This window comes from Prochlorococcus marinus str. NATL2A, from assembly GCF_000012465.1.
Lineage (GTDB): Bacteria > Cyanobacteriota > Cyanobacteriia > PCC-6307 > Cyanobiaceae > Prochlorococcus_B > Prochlorococcus_B marinus_B.
Map to the genome: position 1 here is coordinate 1,132,614 of NC_007335.2, position 20,763 is coordinate 1,153,376.

Annotated in this window: 16 protein-coding genes; 9 read left to right on the forward strand and 7 right to left on the reverse strand. The window is 34.8% G+C overall.

The window, feature by feature from the left end; all coding sequences use genetic code 11:
* Window positions 1-41: 41 nt before the first annotated feature.
* The 5 genes from PMN2A_RS06390 (at window position 42) to PMN2A_RS06410 (ending at window position 9,561) form a co-directional block, all read left to right on the forward strand.
* Window positions 42-3,827, forward strand: a complete 3,786-nt coding sequence (locus PMN2A_RS06390) for a UvrD-helicase domain-containing protein (RefSeq protein ID WP_011294734.1) — start codon at window positions 42-44, stop codon at window positions 3,825-3,827.
* Window positions 3,824-5,545: an AAA family ATPase gene (locus tag PMN2A_RS06395; RefSeq protein WP_011294735.1), complete on the forward strand. Its 1,722-nt coding sequence runs from the start codon at window positions 3,824-3,826 to the stop codon at window positions 5,543-5,545. The genes PMN2A_RS06390 and PMN2A_RS06395 overlap by 4 nt, the downstream gene beginning before the upstream one ends.
* A 147-nt stretch (window positions 5,546-5,692) precedes the next feature.
* Window positions 5,693-7,462 (forward strand): DEAD/DEAH box helicase, encoded by a 1,770-nt coding sequence (locus PMN2A_RS06400; protein ID WP_011294736.1) that lies wholly within the window; start codon window positions 5,693-5,695, stop codon window positions 7,460-7,462.
* A 62-nt stretch (window positions 7,463-7,524) separates the two neighbouring features.
* Entirely contained in the window at window positions 7,525-7,749 is a 225-nt protein-coding gene (locus tag PMN2A_RS06405) for a hypothetical protein (protein WP_041711016.1), read from the forward strand.
* A 21-nt stretch (window positions 7,750-7,770) separates the two neighbouring features.
* Window positions 7,771-9,561 (forward strand): ABC transporter ATP-binding protein, encoded by a 1,791-nt coding sequence (locus tag PMN2A_RS06410; protein WP_011294738.1) that lies wholly within the window; start codon window positions 7,771-7,773, stop codon window positions 9,559-9,561.
* 1 nt (window position 9,562) lies between these two features.
* On the opposite strand, the gene psbP is transcribed toward PMN2A_RS06410, so the two are convergent.
* A complete protein-coding gene (gene psbP / locus PMN2A_RS06415; protein WP_011294739.1) occupies window positions 9,563-10,108 on the reverse strand; it encodes a photosystem II reaction center PsbP in 546 nt (181 codons plus the stop codon).
* 119 nt (window positions 10,109-10,227) lie between these two features.
* Between psbP and recR the strand changes: the two genes are divergently transcribed.
* Together recR and lipA are read left to right on the forward strand one after the other, a co-directional pair.
* Entirely contained in the window at window positions 10,228-10,827 is a 600-nt protein-coding gene (gene recR / locus PMN2A_RS06420; protein ID WP_071813629.1) for a recombination mediator RecR, read from the forward strand.
* 11 nt (window positions 10,828-10,838) lie between these two features.
* Window positions 10,839-11,762 (forward strand): lipoyl synthase, encoded by a 924-nt coding sequence (gene lipA, locus PMN2A_RS06425; protein ID WP_011294741.1) that lies wholly within the window; start codon window positions 10,839-10,841, stop codon window positions 11,760-11,762.
* An 18-nt stretch (window positions 11,763-11,780) separates the two neighbouring features.
* Here the strand turns inward: lipA and PMN2A_RS06430 are convergent, their stop codons facing one another.
* The 6 genes from PMN2A_RS06430 to lysA form a co-directional block, all read right to left on the reverse strand.
* Window positions 11,781-12,281 carry a hypothetical protein gene (locus PMN2A_RS06430; RefSeq protein ID WP_011294742.1) on the reverse strand — a complete coding sequence of 167 codons (501 nt, stop codon included), beginning with the start codon at window positions 12,279-12,281 and terminating at the stop codon, window positions 11,781-11,783.
* Window positions 12,278-13,237 carry a rhodanese-related sulfurtransferase gene (locus PMN2A_RS06435; RefSeq protein ID WP_011294743.1) on the reverse strand — a complete coding sequence of 320 codons (960 nt, stop codon included), beginning with the start codon at window positions 13,235-13,237 and terminating at the stop codon, window positions 12,278-12,280. Before PMN2A_RS06435 ends, PMN2A_RS06430 begins: the two co-directional genes overlap by 4 nt.
* 12 nt (window positions 13,238-13,249) lie before the next feature.
* Window positions 13,250-14,287: a biotin synthase BioB gene (gene bioB / locus PMN2A_RS06440; protein WP_011294744.1), complete on the reverse strand. Its 1,038-nt coding sequence runs from the start codon at window positions 14,285-14,287 to the stop codon at window positions 13,250-13,252.
* 93 nt (window positions 14,288-14,380) lie between these two features.
* Complete coding sequence (locus tag PMN2A_RS06445; RefSeq protein ID WP_011294745.1) at window positions 14,381-15,151, reverse strand: isoprenyl transferase; 771 nt, start codon at window positions 15,149-15,151, stop codon at window positions 14,381-14,383.
* On the reverse strand, window positions 15,148-16,050 hold the full coding sequence (gene cdaA, locus PMN2A_RS06450; protein ID WP_011294746.1) for a diadenylate cyclase CdaA: 903 nt from the start codon (window positions 16,048-16,050) through the stop codon (window positions 15,148-15,150). The genes PMN2A_RS06445 and cdaA overlap by 4 nt, the downstream gene beginning before the upstream one ends.
* A gap of 29 nt (window positions 16,051-16,079) precedes the next feature.
* Window positions 16,080-17,444, reverse strand: coding sequence for a diaminopimelate decarboxylase (lysA, locus tag PMN2A_RS06455; RefSeq protein ID WP_011294747.1), 1,365 nt, complete (start codon window positions 17,442-17,444; stop codon window positions 16,080-16,082).
* Window positions 17,445-17,537: 93 nt separating this feature from the next.
* Between lysA and rimI the strand changes: the two genes are divergently transcribed.
* A complete protein-coding gene (rimI, locus tag PMN2A_RS06460) occupies window positions 17,538-17,993 on the forward strand; it encodes a ribosomal protein S18-alanine N-acetyltransferase (protein ID WP_011294748.1) in 456 nt (151 codons plus the stop codon).
* A 189-nt stretch (window positions 17,994-18,182) separates the two neighbouring features.
* On the forward strand, window positions 18,183-20,750 hold the full coding sequence (locus PMN2A_RS06465) for an ATP-dependent Clp protease ATP-binding subunit (RefSeq protein WP_011294749.1): 2,568 nt from the start codon (window positions 18,183-18,185) through the stop codon (window positions 20,748-20,750).
* Window positions 20,751-20,763 lie beyond the last annotated feature (13 nt).

Below are 20,763 nucleotides of genomic sequence, written 5' to 3' on the forward strand. Positions count from 1 at the left end.
ATGGTTAGTTCTTATTTTATTATTATACCTAAGAAATAAATATGACTAATATAGAATTTTTTCAACCGAATAAATATCCTTTATCGAATGGAATACGTCTAATAGAAGCAAGTGCTGGAACAGGGAAAACATTTTCTCTTTCTCATCTTGTCTTAAGGTTATTAACTGAAAAAGAATATTCAATAAACGAAATACTAGTTGTTAGCTTTACAGAAGCAACAGCATCAGAAATAAAAGCAAGAATTATTGAAAGATTAATTCTTGCTTTAAAAATAATTGAATCAATAAATACAAACGTAAAGCCCTATAAGATAGATAATGTACTAAATGAATGGGTTGACTTAAATATAACATCTAAAGAAAAAGCCTTATATATAGCATCACTACTCTTAGAAGCATTAGAGAGAATTGACAATGCAGATATCACAACAATTCATGGATTTTGCAGTAAAACACTTCGTAGAGAAGCTATTGAGAATGGAAATAATTTAAACCCAACCATCGAAAAAGATTCATACTCACTAATAAATGAAATTGTTGAAGAATATTGGAAAAAAGAAATATTAGAAATAGAAATTTCAGAATTGAAAGGTTTATTTAAAAGTAATTTTAATCGTAAGAATTTGATTGATGTTCTTAGTTCATTGGATAATGACCCAAATAATAGTTTTAAACAAACTTTTAATGACTTAAAAATAGAAGAAAGTCTTTCAAGTCAATTAAACAACTATAGTGAATCATTATGGATAAAATTTACGACTATATGGGAAGAAAAGGGCCAGGAGCTTGAAGATAGCTTCAGAGAGATTGCTAAGGATCTAAGATCTCAGGGTATCAAAGATACTAAGCCATACTCATCCAAGCCCAGAAAAAATCGTTATGAGCTTTTAAGTAACTGGATTGAAGAATATAAAGAGAAAAAGCGACCATCATATGAAGATATTCAAAATCAAAAACTTATAAATGAATATTTTCATCCTAAAAATATTTACCAACTAGATATGAAGCATAAAATTAATGCTTGTTCAAAAGAAATGGAGCCAATTCTTGATATTATAGGAGATTTATATGATAGTCCAGGGGAATTAGTTTGGGAGCATGCTTTATTATGGACTAAAAGAGAACTTGAAAAAAGAAAATCTAAAAAGGGTTTAATAAATTATTCTGATCTACTTAAATTATTAGATCCTAAAAACCAAAATAGTAATGCAATTAAAGATAAAGTTAATCATAATAATATCTATAAAAATCTAGAGCAAAGATATAAAGTAGCCTTAATTGATGAATTCCAAGATACTGACCCAGTCCAATTAAGATTACTAAAAAAAGCCTTTGGTAACCGATCATCGCATCTATTACTAATGATTGGAGATCCAAAGCAAGCAATCTATAGTTTCAGAGGTGGAAGCTTAAATACCTATATGAAAGCAAGAGAAGCTTGTGATCAAATTCATTTAATGAATGCTAATTATAGAAGTACAAAATCTCTAATTTTAACACTCAATAAATTATTCCTTGATGGTTTAATAAGATCAAATCTATCAACTCAAGAACTTAATCCATGTTCACAAGAAGATCTACTAGAACTAAATGGAATAAAAGAACCTTTTAAGATATTAAATCTAATAGATACTAATCAAAAGGTAAAAGATCAAAGAATAAAATTAGATTCAAAAAGCAAAATAGAGGATAAAATTCCGAAAGTTATTGGATCTTATTTGTTAGAGCTATTAAGCAATAATCCCAAAGATTTAAACCCCTCAGATATTTGCATATTAGTCAATAGACACGATCAAGCTAAAAACATCCATAGCTATTTATCAAAAATAAGAATCCCTTCGCAACTCTTGAGTAATGAAAATATATTTACTAGAGAGGGTGCTCAAATCCTACAGATTTTCATTAACTGTATCGTCAGCCCGCATAATCAACAAAAACTTGCTCTACTAGCTTGTTCTGAGCTAATGCAATGGACAAAGGAAAAACTTATCAAATCAAAAATTGATGGCGATTTTGATTCATTATCTTCGAAGTTCTATGAACTTTCAAAATTATTTCCAACGATTGGATTATTAGGCTGTTTGTCTAACTTTCTTGAAGGGAAATCAATAGCTGATCTTTCTAATAGAGGAACTTTATTAGGTGATCTTTACCAAAGCTCTCAGTTAGTAGATGAGCAAATCCATCGACAGAAGTTTAATGCATTAAGAGCATCACAATGGCTTAGTAGTCAAAGGTTCCAGTCAATTGAGCAAATACCTGAAGAATATCAACCTAACAGTGCCATTAGTAATAGCTCTGTAAATATAATTACAATTCACAAGAGTAAAGGACTTCAATTTAAAATAGTGATTTGTCCATACTTGTGGCAAAAGCCTCCAGATAGAAAAAGTCTTTTATGGAAAGATAATCAAAATCTATTGATTTCTAAAAAGTATAAATGGAATAAAAAATATAGTTCATACCAAGATTTTATTAGAAAAGAATCCTTAAATGAAGCAGAGCGGATAGCTTACGTTGCTTTTACAAGAGCTAAAAAACAATTAATAGTCCTGTGGGCAAATGCTGCTGGTCAAGAAGGGAACCCTCTTTCAGGATTTTTATTTGGCTCTGAATCAATAAATCTAAAGATAGAAGACCATACAAAGGAAATGATGGAAAATTCATTCATGAAAAGAGAACTAAAAGTTGATATTCAAGATATAAAAACAATTGAAACAAGTAAGACATGGTCTCAACCTAAAAGTGAAGTCAAATTATCGCTTGGAGCCATTCCTACCCATCAATTTGAAAATAGTTGGGGAAGGTATAGTTTTTCAAAATGGATAACACAAAAAAATGACGAATTAATTCTAAAAGACTTATCGGATGAGTTAAATGAAGATCATGCATTTAAGGGTGAAATTGAGGATATGTCTTTCCAAGAAATTGATCACTTACTTGTAGACAAAGATCAAAGTATTGACAGATTAGAAGATCAAGGATGGTCTAAAGAAAGTCCTATTGGTGATTTTCCAAAGGGACCTATAGCAGGGACTTGTCTTCATAAAATACTTGAAAGAATAGATTTCAATGATATTGAAAATCAACTAAAAGTTTCAACTATAATAGAAGAAGAATTAAATATAGTTAATATAAGTAATTCATTTATTGAACCAATTAATATTTTATTAAAGAGAATTGCAAATATCCCTTTAGGAGGTCCTTTAGGTAAATTTAAAATGAAAAATTTAAATACTAAAAGCTCTATCAAAGAATTAAAATTTGATATTCCGATTTGTCATGAAGCGAATCCAATTAATACTCTCGAATTATCATCAATATTTAAAGAAGATGTTCAAAATAAATATGGCTCAGACTACATAAATAAACTGATAGATCTAAAAATCCATAGCAGCGGTTTCCTAACCGGATCCATAGACCAAGTTTTTGCAGACAATCCAAATCATGAAATAGCTAAATGGTGGGTTTTAGATTGGAAAAGTAACTGGATAGGAAGTTCACTATCAAAAGAGCATCGTTCTTCATGTGGTCCCTCAAATTATTCAATTTCCAGAATGGATGAAGAAATGTACCATCATCACTATCCACTACAAGCCCACATATATTTACTTGCTTTACATAGATTTTTAAATTGGAGGCTCCCCGATTATTCACCTCAAAAACATCTTGGAGGTTACATTTACGTATTTTTGAGAGGGCTTCCAGATAAAGAAGAGTTAGAAGAAAAGAATTTTCCTCAATGGACTCCAGGCTTAATTGTTGAACCTGCTCCTATTGAAAGAATAAAAAAATTAGATTTGTTGATTAAAAGACAACAGAAATGAGATATTCCTTGGAAAAAATTTTTTCAACTGATTTAAATAAAGCATTATTAGCTACCCTAATTCGCTATTACCCACCCATAGAGTCTAATGAAGCTTTAATAGATATTGTAAATGTATTAATGGATGGATTATCAAGAGGCGATGTTTACATAGACATGAAGAAAATCCCTGAAAATCTTGAACTTAAATATAAAGATTGGCCCAGCTATCATATGAAAGCATTATTAGAGAGTGGCTGGACTAAAGGAGATAACTCCCCAATAGTTTTAAATGGAGATTTGATTAGTTGGCGGCGTACACATAATGAGATAGTTGAGACCATTCAAAAAATATTATTAAGGAATCAACCTATTAATCACCTATCTAAAGAATTACCTGTTCGAATTGAAGCTAAGAATCTAGAGCATCTAAATATTCAACAAATAGATGCTGTTAACCTTGTTAAGAGTGAACAAATCATCTTATTAAGTGGTGGCCCAGGCACAGGCAAGACTAGTACCATACTTCAAATGCTTTTAGAAGCACTAACAAGAAATCCAACTCTTAGTATTGCAATGGCTGCTCCAACAGGGAAAGCCGCAAAAAAACTAAAAGATACTATTCAGGCAGGAATTGAAGATTTTGATGATCCTATAAAGGATAAGCTTTCTAACATTCCTTCTAAAACATTACATAAATGGTTAGAAGCAGGACCAAATGGCTTCAGAAGAAACTCTCAACGTCTATTAAAATTAGACCTAATAGTCATAGATGAGATGTCAATGGTTGATTTATCAACCATTAATGGTTTGCTCGATGCATTAACAAAATCATGTCAAATAATATTAGTAGGTGATCCTGACCAATTATTACCAATAGGAAGTGGTGGCATATGGCAAATTTTGCAAGAGAAAGAAACTAAAACAAACTTTCAATCTAACTCAGTCAAACTAACAAAGTCATACCGAAATAAAGGAGATATCGCTTTATTAAGAAATATACTAAAAGATAAAGGAGTAGACGCCTTTTGGCAGCTGCTTTCAAAGAAAGAAGATTCAACAAATACACTTCATTACCTTTCATCCATAAAAAGTATTCCAGATCCTGTCGTAAGGACTCTTGTAAGCTATAGAAAGAAGCTTAAAGAATTAACAGAAAATTGTATCAATTATATTCCAGATGAAGCCTGGCAATCAAGCATGATTGAGGTAGATCAATCAGTTGAGATACAAAAACTCTTTAAATTCATAGATAATCTTCTTATACTTTGTCCGCAAAGATATGGGCCTTGGGGTGTAAAAAAAATCCACGAGTTCCTTTTAGGAAAGAGATTTGAGAAGGAAGTACATAAGTGGGGGGAGGCAACACCAATAATGGCAAAAAGTAATCAACCTGAAATAGGTTTAGCGAATGGAGACGTTGGGGTAATTATTGGCAACGGTGAGAAAAGACGTTTTTTATTTAATGTTTTTTCTGAGGAACAAAGGCTAGTAACTCGACTAATAAACCCATCAAGGTTAAATAGATATGATGCGGCATATGCAATGACAATTCATAAAGCACAAGGGAGTGAAGCTGATCAAGTTCTTTTACTTTGGCCAACGACCTCAAAAGTTTCAGAAGAGAAGACTTCCAATAAATTTTATTCTGATGATTATGAAAAAAGAATGCTTTACACAGCAATAACTCGCGCAAAAAAACAATTAATGGTAATTACCAATAAAGAAGAAGACTTTTAAATATGTGCTCAACTTTTTCCTAAAAGGATTTTTGAAATGATAAAGTGAATTTATATCCCTTTAACAAGGCGAGTCAGCAAAGCACGGTTATACACCGATCGGAAGTTGCCTGCCTAATTTGAAGGACAAAAAGGCAACCATTATTAGATGACAAATAAAAATCCACATGAGGATTCCTCATGTCCAGTAGAACAAGATGTTCTCGAGGAATCTTCTGAGGAAATATTAGAGGAAATTGAGCAAAATTCAGAAAATGGATTTTCTGAATTTAATTTTAGTGAAGAACTAATTCAAACAATCTCTGATAAAGGCTACTCATCGCCTACTCCGATTCAAAAAGCTGCAATTCCTGAATTGCTTCTTGGTAGAGATTTAGTTGGACAAGCTCAAACCGGTACAGGGAAAACCGCCGCATTTGCGTTACCAATCCTAGAGAGGTTGAAAAAGAATGTAGGACATCCACAAGTTTTAGTACTTGCTCCAACCCGCGAGTTGGCTATGCAAGTAGCTGAATCATTTCGAACATATTCGGCAGGTCATCCGCATTTTAAAGTGCTTGCAATATATGGAGGCTCTGATTTCCGAAATCAAATCAACACTCTCAGGAGGGGAGTCGATGTAGTCGTAGGGACTCCGGGACGAGTCATGGATCACATGCGTCAAAAGACTCTAAATACTAGTCATCTGAGTTGTTTAGTTCTAGACGAAGCTGATGAAATGTTAAGGATGGGGTTTATTGATGACGTTGAGTGGATTTTAGAACAATTGCCAGAGGAGAGACAACTAGTTTTATTCTCAGCGACAATGCCATCTGAGATCAGAAGATTATCAAAAAAATATTTAAATAGTCCTGCAGAAATAACTATAAAAGCAACTGAATTGAAAGAAAGGCTTATCAGGCAAAGGTATATAAGCGTTCAAAATGTTTATAAAGTTAATGCACTTCAAAGAGTACTTGAAGCTGTATCAGAAGAAGGGGTAATAATATTTGCTAGAACAAAAGCTATTACAATCGTAGTAGCTGAAAAATTAGAATCATATGGATATAACGTAGCTGTTTTAAATGGAGATATTCCTCAAAATCAAAGGGAACGAACTGTTGAAAGATTAAGACAAGGATCTATCAATATTTTAGTAGCTACAGATGTCGCAGCAAGAGGTCTTGATGTAGATCGAATTGGTTTAGTAATAAATTACGATATGCCATTTGATCGCGAAGCATATGTTCATAGAATTGGCAGAACTGGACGTGCAGGAAGAAATGGTGAAGCAATTCTTTTTGTTAATCCAAGAGAAAGATCATTTTTAAGTAATCTTGAAAGAGCGGTAGGTCAGCCAATTGAAAAAATGGATATTCCAGACAATGACCTTATCAACAATAACCGAATTAAGAAATTACAAGCAAAATTAATAAAAGCCGCCTCAACAGAGAGAGACAACCCAGAAGAAGCAAATATTTTAGAAGAATTAATAAAAAATGTTGAAAAAGAATTAGATATAGATCCAAAAGACTTAACACTTGCCGCATTAAATTTAGCAGTTGGTTTTAATGCACTCCTTGAGAAAGGGAATGAGGATTGGATCAGACAATCAGCTCAAAGGAATACAAGAAATGATCGCAGAGATAATAATAAATTCAAGCAACGTAGAAGAGGTGATTTTGATAACAACAGGCTTGAAGATGAAATGGACAGATTCAGGGTTGAAGTTGGACACCGAGATAGGGTTAAGCCTGGAAATCTAGTTGGAGCAATTGCCAACGAAGCAGGACTGAAAGGGAGATCAATAGGAAGAATAAGAATATTTGAAAATTACAGCCTAGTAGATCTGCCAAAACAAATGCCTGATAAAGTTTTTCAAGCCCTAAAAAAAGTCAAAGTAATGAATAGAGAATTACAGATAAACAGAGCAGACTAAAAGCCCCAGAAATGCTCTACAAATTAATATTCAGCAGCATAACTACATTACTTATCTTAGAGATGAGTAACCTTTTAGAGATTCAAGCAGAGCACAAAAATACTCTGATTAATAAATTCTGCATTGCATCCTTAAAATCAAAACTTGATTTTAAGGATGCACAAAAGATAGATGAAATTAGTCATTTTACCTGTGAGTGTTTTTTAGAAAAATTTAATTCTGGCAATTCAATAAAAGACTCACGTATTTACTGCAAAAATAAAACTGCAGATAAATACAATCTCTAAAAGAATCACACTAAAAATAAGATGTATAAATCTAAATCAAAAAAAGGAAGAATCCCATTAGCAAGACTTTTAAGTAATCTTAAAAGTCAAAAGCGTCTAATTTATTCAGCTATTATTTGCTCTACATTAAATAAATTTTTTGATCTCGCACCACCTGTACTAATTGGAATATCTGTTGACGTAGTAGTACGAAAAGAAAGTTCATGGCTTGGATCAATTGGCTTTAATACTGTCCCAGATCAGTTAATTGCGCTCTCAATCATTTCCTTTTTGATCTGGACAGCTGAATCATTCTTTGAATATTTATATGGATTAATGTGGAGAAATTTAGCTCAAAAGACACAGCACTATTTAAGAATCAAAGCATATGACCATTTACAAAAATTAGAGATGACATTCTTCGAATCAGATAATACAGGAAGGCTTATGACTGTACTAAATGATGATATTAATCAACTGGAAAGATTCTTGGATGAAGGAGCTAATAAAATTATTCAATTAATAATTACTGTTTTTATAGTTGGAGGGGCAATGATTTTATTAGCTCCCGGAATTGCATTGCTAGCATTCATACCTATTCCATTTATTCTTTGGGGCTCGATTAGATTCCAGAAGAACCTAGCTCCTCGCTATCGTGAAGTCAGAGATAGGGCTGGAGATCTTGCTTCAAGACTTAATAATAATCTCAGTGGAATGCTAACTATTAAAAGTTTTGCTACTGAAGATTGGGAACTAGAAAGATTAAGACTAGATAGCAATTTATATCAAGAAAGTAATAGAAAAGCGATTAAGTTATCAGCAGCATTTATCCCCTTAATTAGATTCGCGATACTATTTGCATTTCTTGCAATATTAATTGCTGGGGGCTTCCAATCTTGGAAAGGATTAATGCCTGTGGGAACTTATAGTTTTTTAGTATTTATAACTCAAAGATTATTATGGCCCTTAACGACATTAGGTCATATCCTGGATGATTATCAAAGATCAATGGCCTCAACAAATAGAGTATTAGATTTAATAGATACTCCAATTAAAATTAAAACTGGCAAAGTCAAGTTAGATCCATTTAATGTTAAAGGTGCAATCACATTTAACAATATTGATTTTACATATGAAGGAAGGTCTCAAGTCATAAAAAACTTTAATTTAGATATTAGTCCTGGGAAAAAAATAGGTATTGTAGGTGCCACTGGTTCTGGCAAAAGTACACTTATAAAACTCTTGTTAAGGCTGTATAAAATCAGTAAAGGTTCAATAGAAATTGATAATAATTCAATTGAATCATTGGATTTAAAAAGTCTACGACGTTGTATTGCATTAGTAAGCCAGGAAACATATTTGTTCCAAGGTACAATTGAAGAAAATATTTCTTATGGATCGCAAAATATTGATAAATCAAAAATAAAAAATGCTGCAGATATTGCTGAAGCAACTGAATTTATTAATCAACTTCCACAAGGCTTAAACACAATAGTGGGAGAAAGAGGACAAAAGTTATCTGGTGGCCAAAGACAAAGAATTGCAATCGCAAGAGCAATCCTAAAAAACGCCCCTATTTTAGTATTAGATGAGGCAACAGCCTCTGTAGACAATGAAACTGAAGCCGCGATTCAAAGGTCTCTAAAGAAGATAACAACTAGTTGTACCACAATTGTTATTGCACATCGTTTAAGCACAGTAATAGATGCCGACGAAATTATAGTTTTAGATAAAGGTAAAATTATAGAGAAAGGCACACATCATTCTCTTCTAAAAAATAGAGATTTCTATTACCACCTTTGGAAAATTCAAGCTGGTGGAAATAATACTTAAATCATATGAAAAACGTAAAAGAACTAACTACTCTTTTAAAAGTATCTTGCATTTTTGACCAGCGTTGTTCACTAGTGCTAGCTGCAAGCGTATATAAATAACCTCTGTCTACTACCACAGTAGCGAATTCGTGCCTGCGGTTTACTTCTGAATCAACAGAGTATTCAAGATCATAGAATTTGCGTTGCTCAACTTCTCTCTCTGAAACATCAATCAATTGAATAGGATTGTTACTATTTTTCTCACCGAAAAGTCTTTCCCCTACAGCATCCGCTCCACCCAAATCATCTAAATCCACTTCATTTTCTAATTTAGAAATAACAAGACTGAGAGTTTCATCGGAGTTAATCAAGTCATGGTAAACAACCTCTGGTCCATTATCGACGGCCACTCTCGTCCACCCTGTTGGGAAAAGAAAACCATATCGTCCATCTTGACTTTTAAAAGGTTCCAAGCCTGCGGATCCCCCTGTAGAGCAAGCTCCGAGCGTCAAGACCAACGCTATAGCCAAAAGGGATTTAAAAGATGTTCGAAAAAGTTTGATCATTTTGGAGACTCAAGCATCACTATTTTGATACATTTCTAATTTAACTGACGGTAATCTTCTTTAAATTAGTGCAACCCAGATAAAACTCTGACTACATTCAAGTTAATTGCTTCTGAACTCTGAGCGGCTTCACTAAACCATTATCAAAATTAATTGATCAATTTGAGCAATTGCCCGGTATCGGTCCAAGAACTGCTCAAAGATTAGCTCTTCATCTTTTGCGTCAGCCAGAATACAAAATCAGATTGTTTTCAGAAGCTCTACTTAATGCGAAAAGTCAGGTAGGTCAATGTAAGACGTGCTTTCATCTAACCGCAGGAGAACAATGCGAAATTTGTCTAAACAAGCAAAGAAATCAAGAACTCATTTGCGTTGTTTCTGAGTCAAGAGATTTACTTGCTCTTGAGCGCACTAGAGAGTACAAAGGGCTTTATCATGTAATTGGTGGGTTAATTTCTCCGATGGATGGGATTGGACCTGAAATGCTTGAGATATCAAGTCTTATCAAAAGAGTCGATAAAGCAAATATAAAAGAAGTCATCCTTGCCCTAACACCAAGTATTGAAGGGGATACGACTAGTCTTTATGTGGGTAGATTATTAAAACCATTCACAAAAGTCACTCGTATTGCTTATGGACTTCCTGTTGGAAGTGAGTTGGAATATGCCGATGAAGTAACACTCTCACGTGCTTTAGAAGGTCGTAGAGACTTAGATTAACCATCAAACATATGACAACAACAACAAGAAAAACAACAAAATACAGTAGCTTCCTCCCAGAAGAGCGTTTACCTAATTGGATCAAACCATCGATAGGTAACGCAACTCAACTAGAGAAAGTTCAAAAGCTCGTAAAGGAAAACAGATTACATACGATCTGTGAAGAAGGCAGATGCCCGAACAGAGGTGAATGTTATGCCGCTGGTACGGCTACTTTTTTATTGGGCGGCTCAATATGTACAAGGAGCTGTGCCTTTTGCCAAGTAGAAAAAGGAAAGTCGCCAGAGAAAGTAAATATTTTTGAGGCAGAGAAAGTAGCAAATGCTGTTCAGGTATTGAATCTTAAATATGTGGTACTAACAGCAGTCGCAAGAGATGATTTGCCGGATCACGGTGCAAGTCTATTCACGACAACAATGGATGCAATTAGATCCTTGAATCCAGGTGTCGCAATAGAGGTACTAACACCAGATTTCTGGGGTGGCAACAACAAGGACAATGTCGAAAAGCAAAGAGAGCGCCTTAAGCTAGTTCTTTCGGCTAATCCGATTTGTTTCAACCATAATCTTGAAACTGTCAAAAGACTTCAAAGAGAAGTCAGGAGAGGTGCTACTTACCAACACTCACTCAATCTTCTCAAATTTGCTAGAGAAATCGATCCAAAAATTCCTACAAAATCAGGAATAATGCTTGGACTGGGAGAAAAATTTCATGAAATAATTCAAACCCTTAAAGACCTTAGGAAAGTAGACTGTCAATATTTGACTATCGGTCAATATTTACGACCTTCACTTGCTCACATCCCAGTTTCTCATTATTGGTCACCAACAAAGTTCAATGATTTTGCAGAAATAGCAAACGGATTAGGTTTTAAGAAAGTAAACAGCGGTCCTTTAGTAAGAAGCAGCTACCATGCGAAGGAGACCTTAGATTAGCCTCCTTAAAAAATCTAACTACTCCGACCAACTCCGATAACTTCTTTCAAACACTTTCTCACAATTACCTACCATAAAAGCGCCTGCACCTCCCCAAACAAGTCTCAAAGGTAAATCCAAGGGAGAGGATCCAACTTTTCGCACAGTATTAAAGCCACGCCTACGAAAATAACGTTGCAAGATTTCATGCTGATTATTTTCATCATAAATAGCCAATAACCTCGCACTACGACAGGGAGTCTCTTCTAAAGCCCAGGCCATAGTTGAAGCCCATATCAAGTCACCTATTTTAGAGTTGACGTTCTTGCCAACCTTCATCGTATCAAGCTGAAGTCCTTTAGTATTTTGATATGCCCATCCTTTCATTTCACCCAACAACTGAATTTTAGTATTACTAGTTATTTCGCCAACAACCAGCTTAAACGACCAAATATTGAGAGGTCTCCTAACTTGTATACGCAGCAACAACCCCCTTTCAGATGCTTCTTTTTCTAATAAAGTTAAATTAGGTTTAGTCATGAAGATGGCCATATAGAATTTTCAGGTAGACGTTTCATTATTTCATCAATTTGACGTTGTCTTTCAGCAAATCTAGCTCTATCGCTATCTGTGAATTTGTTAACACAAGCATCACATTGTAATCCTTTAATATACGTTGGCTTTTTCAAGTCCTCGGGAGAGATGGGTAATCCACAAGCATGACACATCCGATGTGAACCTGGTAAAAGCTCATGATCTAATGAGACACGTTGATCAAAAACAAAGCACTCTCCATTCCATAAACTATTCTCAGAGGAAACATCTTCTAGATATTTTAGTATTCCACCTTCAAGATGATGTACGTCAGAAAAGCCTTCTTCTATCAAATAAGAGGTAGCTTTTTCGCATCTTATTCCGCCCGTACAATACATTCCTATTTTTAAAGAGGGATTCTCTTCGATTAAAGGTTTTAAATGCTTTTGCACCCATGCAGGAAATTCACGAAATGAACTTGTCTGTGGATTTAGAGCTCCTGCAAAATTTCCAATTTTTATTTCATACTCATTACGAGTATCAATAACGACACTATTAGGATCTTCTAAAAACTGATTCCATTCACCAGCTTTTATATATTTACCAACAGATTTAGTAGGATTAATTTCTTTTAGTCCAATCGTAACGATTTCTTTTTTCTTACGAGCTTTAAAGCGGCGGAAAGCCTGTTTTTCACTCCAACTATATTTGACATTAATATCCGATACCTTTAAAAGTTTCTCTAACGTTTCAATGAATTGAACTATCGCATTTTCAGGACCACATATCGTACCGTTAACACCTTCAGAAGCTAATAAAATAGTGCCTTTTATTTTTTGATTCGTTGCTAACTTCGTTAATTCTTCTTTGATTAAAAGAATTTCTTCATCAATAATCGAAATAAAATTGTAAAACGCAGCAACTTTATATTTAAATTTCTTTAGTCTATCATCTTTTTTCATACCTACTTAGTCTTAAGAGAAATTAGCCGTAATTCCAGCATCCGCTAAAAGCTTACGGTCTGCTTCCACCTCCGGATTGCTTGTAGTTAAAAGTGTATCTCCATAGAATATAGAATCAGCTCCAGATTGTAGACATAGAATCTGAGCTTCCCTACCTAATTGTTGTCTCCCTGCACTAAGTCTTATTCGGCTTTTAGGCATGATAATCCTTGCTGTCGCGACCATACGAACCATCTCTAATGGATCAATAGAAGACAAATCCTCCATGGGTGTCCCCTCCACTGCAACCAATGCATTAATAGGTACACTTTCAGGATGCGGGTCTAAAGTTGCTAAAACTTTAAGTAAAGATGCTCTATCTGAAACAGATTCTCCCATGCCAATAATCCCACCACAGCAAACTGTAATTCCAGCCATGCGTACTCTTCTCAATGTTTCAAGTCGATCTTGATATGTTCTTGTTGAAATGATTTTGGAATAATGCTCAGGACTAGTATCTAAATTGTGGTTATAGGCTGTTAAACCTGCTTCTGCCAATCTAGAGGCTTGAGAATCAGTAATCATTCCAGCGGTGACACATGCCTCAAGGCCAAGCTCTCTAACACCTTTTACCATTTCAAGCATTGAATCGAATGCGTTTCCGTCTTTGATCTCACGCCAAGCCCAACCCATGCAAAATCGATCTGCTCCTGCATCTTTTGCCGCTCTTGCTCTATCAAGAACTGACTCAACTTCAATTACAGGATTAGGTTGAACAGTTGTTTCATTGTGAACAGATTGGGGACAATATGCACAGTCTTCTGAGCATCCACCTGTCTTCACACTTAGAAGAGAAGCAAGCTGAACTTTATAACCGGGATTGTAAGACCTATGAACTATTTGAGCTCTCCACAACAAATCCATTAATGGCAAATCAAGTATTTCTTTGATTTCTTCTGAAGACCAATCATGTCTAATATCTCCACCTTTTATGGAATTAAAATCTAAATATGATTCGTCTTTGAACTTGAGTTTATTAGATTCCTGGATATTAGGATTAATTAGAGTCATAAAAGAATTTGAATATGAAAAATTTAATTGCTATTTAGTTTTAGCCGATAATCTAAAAAAAATCATATAACTCAAGATATTCAATTAATTTAGTTATACACCACCAAATCTCCTTCTTCTAGATTGATAGTCAAGTAGTGCCTTGGCAAGAGTATCGGCATTAAAATCTGGCCATAATACGTCTGTGATATGGATTTCAGCATAAGCTAATTGCCACAAAAGAAAATTACTTATCCTTTTTTCTCCACTAGTTCTAATAAGTAAGTCTGGATCAACCTCACTAGCTGTAAACAACTCAGAAGCAAATACATTTTCATCTATCAATGAAGGATCTAATTCGCCTTTTACCGAACGTTCTGCCAACTTTTGAGCAGCTCGTACTAATTCCCGTCTTCCTCCATAATTTGTGCAAACATTAAAATGAATACCTTTACTATTAGAAGTTGATTCAACAGATTCTTTGATTAAGTCCTTTAAGCCAATAGGCAAAGGGTCAAGATCACCCATGAAATTAATTTTTACTTCTTCGAGTTTTAAATTAGTCAATTCACGCTTGAGAACACTTTCAAAAAGTGTCATTAAGAAATTCACTTCTTCACTAGGTCTGGACCAATTTTCAGTTGAGAAGGCATAAACAGTTAATGCACCTATTCCCCAATTACTACATAAGTGCAAAGTAGTTTTTAAAGCCTCAACCCCAGCTGTATGTCCAATCGTCCTTGGTAAACCCTTTTCTTTTGCCCATCTACCATTTCCATCCATGATTACCGCAATATGCTCAGGCATACGAAGACGGTCCAAATCTTTAGGTAATGGCGATACCTTTCTAGAATTATCGGTGGTTATTACAGAAGGGTAAGTCAATTCAAAGACTCCTTGCTGTCATTATTTTTCACAAGATTAACTCTGGATTGAGCAACTTTAGTTTCAATATTAGAGGAAGTTGTTTTCAATGAAGAATTAATGCTGTTGGACTTAGATCCAGATGCATTTGAAGGATCCAACAATTCCTTCAAAAGGTCAAGTAAACGACTGCTTGTAATAGGTCTTTCAAGTCGTCCTTGATTAGCTAAGGATAAAGTACCTGATTCTTCTGAAACTACAACACAAATACATCGATCAAAACGTTCAGTTATCCCAAGAGCTGCTAGATGCCTAGTTCCATATCTACTAATTCCTTGCCTTGAGAGAGGCAAGATTACACCTGCTGAAATAATTCTATTTCCCTTCACTAAAACGGCTCCATCATGCAAAGGGGTGTCAGCCGCAAAAAGATTTAATATCAATTCAGACGATAATTTAGCATCAATCGGAACTCCAGAGAAAAGGAAATCTTCTGGGCGCAAGTCACTTCCCATGTCAACAACAATCAATGCTCCCTTTCTATTTTGCGATAAGCGACCTGCGGCTTCTGTTAATTGAGCAAAAGTATTAGAACTTGCCCTGAATTCTTTTTGGGTATTTCCAAGAATCACAGCCAGTCGTCCAGTGCCTAATAACTCCATTAATCTCCTTAATTCTCCTTGCCATAAAATTGCTAAAGATAATGAGCAAGCCAGAACTAAGGCATCAACAAGTTTTGAAGTAATTGGTAAATTTGCAAACCTCTGAACGAACCACGCTAATGAAACCAAAAAGAGATAACCTCTTAAAAGCCATAACGTTCTTTGCTCTTTAACTCTTGTAAAAAGAAGCACTCCAAGAGAAGAAGCAAACAATACATCAAGGAAAACACGCAAATTTATAAACCACCAGAAATTCACTCCTACACCCCAACGTTATTTCAACTTACCTAATTCTTGGGAATAAAGCGATCAGGTAATACATCTAATTGCAATAGATCTTCAGGAAGTTCTCTCCTTTGAGTCAACTCGGCCAAACCTTTCCCAACAATAATTGTCGCAGGTCTAGGTATTCTGTTGTAATTGGAACTCATTGAATAGTTGTATGCACCTGTTCCAAACACAGCAAGAAAATCGCCACTTTCGCAAGAAGGAAGTAGAAAATCTTTCAATAAAACATCTCCAGACTCACAATGCTTTCCAGCTATTGTGACTTTTTCAAAATTTGTATTCATTGGTTTATCAACTAAACATGCACTGTAAAGAGACTGATAGGTTATTGGACGAGGATTATCACTCATCCCTCCATCAACAGATAAATAAGTTCTGACACCAGGGACAACTTTTTTAGCTCCAATCTTGTAAATAGTGAGCCCCGAATTAGCGACAAGAGATCTTCCCGGTTCACACATTAATCTTGGTAAATCAAGATTTCTTTCCCTACAGGCATTAACAACAGCCTTAGAAATAATTTCAACCCATTTTTCAATAGAGGGAGGATTATCTTCTTGAACATATTTAATCCCTAAACCGCCTCCTAAATTTAGATCAACAACTGGATGACCAATTTCCTTGGCAAGCTTTAAAGCATCAGCCATAACGCCAGCAAGATCAATATGGGGTTGAACCTCAAAAATTTGAGACCCTATATGTGCATGTAAACCAGTTAAATTAGCCCACTTATACGTTTTTAATTCTTCTAAAATTGACTTAAGCTCATCGGGATCAAAACCAAATTTACTATCTAAATGCCCAGTCCTTATATATTCATGAGTATGACATTCAATTCCAGGAGTAAACCTCAACATTAACTTTGCTGGCTTGTTATCGGAGGCAATATTTTTTAGTAACTCAATATCATGATAATTATCTAAAACAATCGTCACATTATTACTGTAGGCAAAATTCAACTCATCCTGAGATTTGTTATTTCCATGAAAAACAATATCTTTCTCTTTTACACCTCCATTTATTGCAGTAAGTAATTCACCCTCTGATACTGCATCAAGCCCAAAACCTTCAGAAGAAATAACTGCACAAATAGCAAGGGAGCTATTTGCTTTTGAAGCAAATAGAGGAAGTGACTTTCCTGGGTAATGTTTATTTAAAGAAGATATATAAGTTTTGCATGCAGTCCTAAGTGACAACTCATCTAAAACATAAAGAGGTGTGCCATATTTTTTTGCGAGTTCACTAAGTTGACATCCTCCAACAACTAATTTTTTACTCTCATTAATTTCTGAAGAGATCGGAGCTATATTTCGATTTGGACTATCAATATCCACATTGGGTTCATAAGCTTTTGATTCGTGCATAGAAATTTTTCACAACGATATCTGGTCAATCTAGAGATCAATCAACGAATTAGTATTCTTTTTCAACAAAGAACCATTCATTAATAGTTAGATATGAATCTTAAAATAATTCAACTTGGGGAAATGCATTTAAATGATTGCGTGGATCTAGACCAAAAATCATCTAATGGTCTTTGGTCAAAATCTCAATGGGAGAAAGAACTTACTGACCCTAAGAGGATTTGTCTGGGAATCATAGAATTGCAAACTAAAAAACTTTTAGGCCTATGTTCCGCTTGGTTAGTAATAGACGAATTACACATAACTTTTATAGCTGTCGATCCCAGGAATCAAAGGAAAGGAATAGGAAAATTTCTCTTGTCAGACTTAATCAAACGCTCAAAATCACTTCAAATAAATCACATATTTTTAGAAGTAAAACAAAATAATGAGCCCGCTAAAGCTTTATACAATTCGATGGGGTTCAAAACAGTAGGTAAAAGATCTAATTTTTATCAAGACGGAAGTGATGCTCTACTTCTAAATAAAGAAACCAATAACAGATCATAAACTCAATAATTAAGTACGGTTAACCGAAATCCAAAACCAAATAAATAGCCGGTTCTTTGCATCAATTAATACTTTTAATTATTTTTCAACGAACACTTTATATTTACCCTTTATAAAAAAAAACCTAACCGTACACATTTCACACTTAACCCTGATAAATTAGATTAAATAGTTAAAGGCAAAAGCTAAATGTTTGAGAGGTTTACAGAAAAGGCAATAAAAGTGATCATGCTTGCCCAAGAAGAGGCAAGACGCCTTGGGCATAATTTCGTGGGAACAGAGCAAATCCTACTTGGGCTAATTGGTGAAGGTACTGGTGTTGCAGCTAAAGTTCTTAAATCAATGGGTGTTAACTTAAAAGATTCAAGAGTAGAAGTTGAAAAGATAATAGGAAGAGGTTCAGGATTCGTTGCCGTAGAAATTCCCTTCACACCAAGAGCAAAAAGAGTACTTGAACTTTCATTAGAAGAAGCTCGTCAACTAGGTCACAATTACATTGGTACCGAACATCTATTACTTGGTCTCATAAGAGAAGGTGAAGGAGTAGCAGCAAGAGTTCTAGAAAATTTAGGCGTTGATCTAACAAAAGTCAGGACGCAAGTTGTCAGAATGCTTGGTGAAACAGCAGAAGTTACAACAGGATCAGGTTCATCCAAAGGATCAGCGAAAACTGCAACACTTGACGAATTTGGAACAAACCTAACTCAGCTAGCTAGTGAATCAAAGCTTGACCCAGTAGTGGGAAGACATTCAGAGATTGATCGTGTAATTCAAATACTTGGAAGAAGAACAAAAAACAATCCTGTTTTAATAGGAGAGCCAGGGGTAGGGAAAACAGCTATTGCTGAGGGACTTGCTCAGAGAATTCAGCAAGGAAATATTCCTGACATACTTGAGGAGAAGAGAGTATTGACCCTTGATATTGGTTTACTTGTTGCGGGTACTAAATATAGAGGTGAATTTGAAGAAAGATTAAAAAAAATAATGGAAGAAATCAAATCGGCTGGGAATGTAATCCTAGTTATTGATGAAGTTCATACATTGATAGGCGCAGGTGCTGCTGAGGGAGCAATTGACGCTGCAAACATTTTAAAACCTGCCCTAGCAAGAGGAGAACTTCAATGTATTGGAGCTACAACTCTTGATGAATATCGCAAACATATTGAAAGAGATGCTGCATTAGAGCGAAGATTCCAACCCGTAATGATTGGAGAACCTTCAATTAAAGATACGATCGAAATACTTAAAGGATTAAGAGAGAGATATGAGCAACATCACAGATTGAAGATTACAGATGAAGCTCTAGATGCTGCTGCTAATCTTGGTGATAGGTATATCTCTGATCGTTTTTTACCTGATAAAGCTATAGACCTTATAGACGAAGCAGGAAGCCGAGTAAGATTACTCAACTCCAAATTGCCTCCTGAAGCAAAAGAGGTTGATAAAGAATTAAGAAAAATACAAAAGAGTAAAGAAGAAGCAGTAAGAGATCAAAATTTCACCCAAGCAGGAGAGCTCAGAGAGAAAGAAGTTGAACTTAGAGATAAGATAAGAAATCTTTTGCAAAATATAAGACAAAAACCATCAACAAATGAAAATCCCAATTCTAATAATGTTCCACAGGAAAATAATGAATCTTCAGACCAACTTATTACTCAGTCTGACGACTTAAAAGTTTCTCAACCGGTAGTTAACGAAGAAGACATTGCTCATATTGTTGCTTCATGGACTGGCGTACCTGTTCAGAAATTAACTGAAAGTGAATCAGTCAAACTTCTAAACATGGAAGATACATTGCATCAGAGACTGATTGGTCAAGACGAAGCTGTGAAAGCTGTTTCCAAAGCAATTAGGAGAGCTAGAGTAGGCCTAAAGAATCCAAACAGACCAATTGCTAGCTTTATTTTTTCTGGTCCAACGGGAGTTGGAAAAACTGAATTAACTAAAGCTTTAGCGGCCTATTTCTTTGGTAGTGAAGAAGCAATGATACGTCTAGACATGTCTGAATTCATGGAAAGACACACTGTTAGTAAATTAATAGGTTCTCCTCCAGGCTACGTAGGTTTCAATGAAGGTGGACAACTAACAGAAGCTGTAAGAAGAAGGCCCTATACAGTAGTTTTGTTCGATGAAATAGAAAAAGCTCATCCAGATGTGTTCAATCTTCTCCTTCAATTACTTGAAGAAGGGAGATTAACAGACTCAAAAGGAAGAACTGTTGATTTCAAAAATACTCTAGTAATAATGACCTCTAATATTGGATCTAAAGTTATAGAGAAAGGCGGAGGCGGATTGGGATTTGAATTCTCTGGTGAAAATTTAGAAGATACTCAATATAATCGAATTAAATCATTAGTAAATGAAGAACTAAAACAATATTTCCGCCCTGAATTTCTCAATAGATTAGATGAAATAATTGTATTTAGACAGCTTTCCAGAGACGAAGTCAAAGACATCGCAGAAATAATGTTGAAAGAAGTATTCTTGAGAATAAAAGATAAAGGAATATCATTAACTGTTTCAGAGGATTTCAAAGAAAGATTAGTTGAAGAAGGATACAATCCTTCTTATGGTGCAAGGCCTTTAAGAAGAGCTGTCATGAGGTTATTGGAAGATAGCCTTGCCGAAGAAGTTTTATCAGGAAGGATAAAAGACGGAGACAAAGCGGAGGTAGATATTGATGAAAGTAAAAAAGTAATTGTTAAACATCTTGGGAAAGATGGTTCCAAACCAGAATTAGCAAGCGCCACTGTTTAACTTTAAAATAGAA

What these genes read in the sequence shown, in the direction of transcription:
- rimI (WP_011294748.1), top strand. Translation starts at nt 17,538, where the DNA reads ATGAATCTTAAAATAATTCAACTTGGGGAAATGCATTTAAATGATTGC.
- lysA (WP_011294747.1), bottom strand. Translation starts at nt 17,444, where the DNA reads ATGCACGAATCAAAAGCTTATGAACCCAATGTGGATATTGATAGTCCA.
- PMN2A_RS06390 (WP_011294734.1), top strand. Translation starts at nt 42, where the DNA reads ATGACTAATATAGAATTTTTTCAACCGAATAAATATCCTTTATCGAAT.
- PMN2A_RS06410 (WP_011294738.1), top strand. Translation starts at nt 7,771, where the DNA reads ATGTATAAATCTAAATCAAAAAAAGGAAGAATCCCATTAGCAAGACTT.
- PMN2A_RS06395 (WP_011294735.1), top strand. Translation starts at nt 3,824, where the DNA reads ATGAGATATTCCTTGGAAAAAATTTTTTCAACTGATTTAAATAAAGCA.
- lipA (WP_011294741.1), top strand. Translation starts at nt 10,839, where the DNA reads ATGACAACAACAACAAGAAAAACAACAAAATACAGTAGCTTCCTCCCA.
- PMN2A_RS06400 (WP_011294736.1), top strand. Translation starts at nt 5,693, where the DNA reads ATGACAAATAAAAATCCACATGAGGATTCCTCATGTCCAGTAGAACAA.
- psbP (WP_011294739.1), bottom strand. Translation starts at nt 10,108, where the DNA reads ATGATCAAACTTTTTCGAACATCTTTTAAATCCCTTTTGGCTATAGCG.
- PMN2A_RS06465 (WP_011294749.1), top strand. Translation starts at nt 18,183, where the DNA reads ATGTTTGAGAGGTTTACAGAAAAGGCAATAAAAGTGATCATGCTTGCC.
- PMN2A_RS06435 (WP_011294743.1), bottom strand. Translation starts at nt 13,237, where the DNA reads ATGAAAAAAGATGATAGACTAAAGAAATTTAAATATAAAGTTGCTGCG.
- PMN2A_RS06430 (WP_011294742.1), bottom strand. Translation starts at nt 12,281, where the DNA reads ATGACTAAACCTAATTTAACTTTATTAGAAAAAGAAGCATCTGAAAGG.
- PMN2A_RS06405 (WP_041711016.1), top strand. Translation starts at nt 7,525, where the DNA reads ATGAGTAACCTTTTAGAGATTCAAGCAGAGCACAAAAATACTCTGATT.
- bioB (WP_011294744.1), bottom strand. Translation starts at nt 14,287, where the DNA reads ATGACTCTAATTAATCCTAATATCCAGGAATCTAATAAACTCAAGTTC.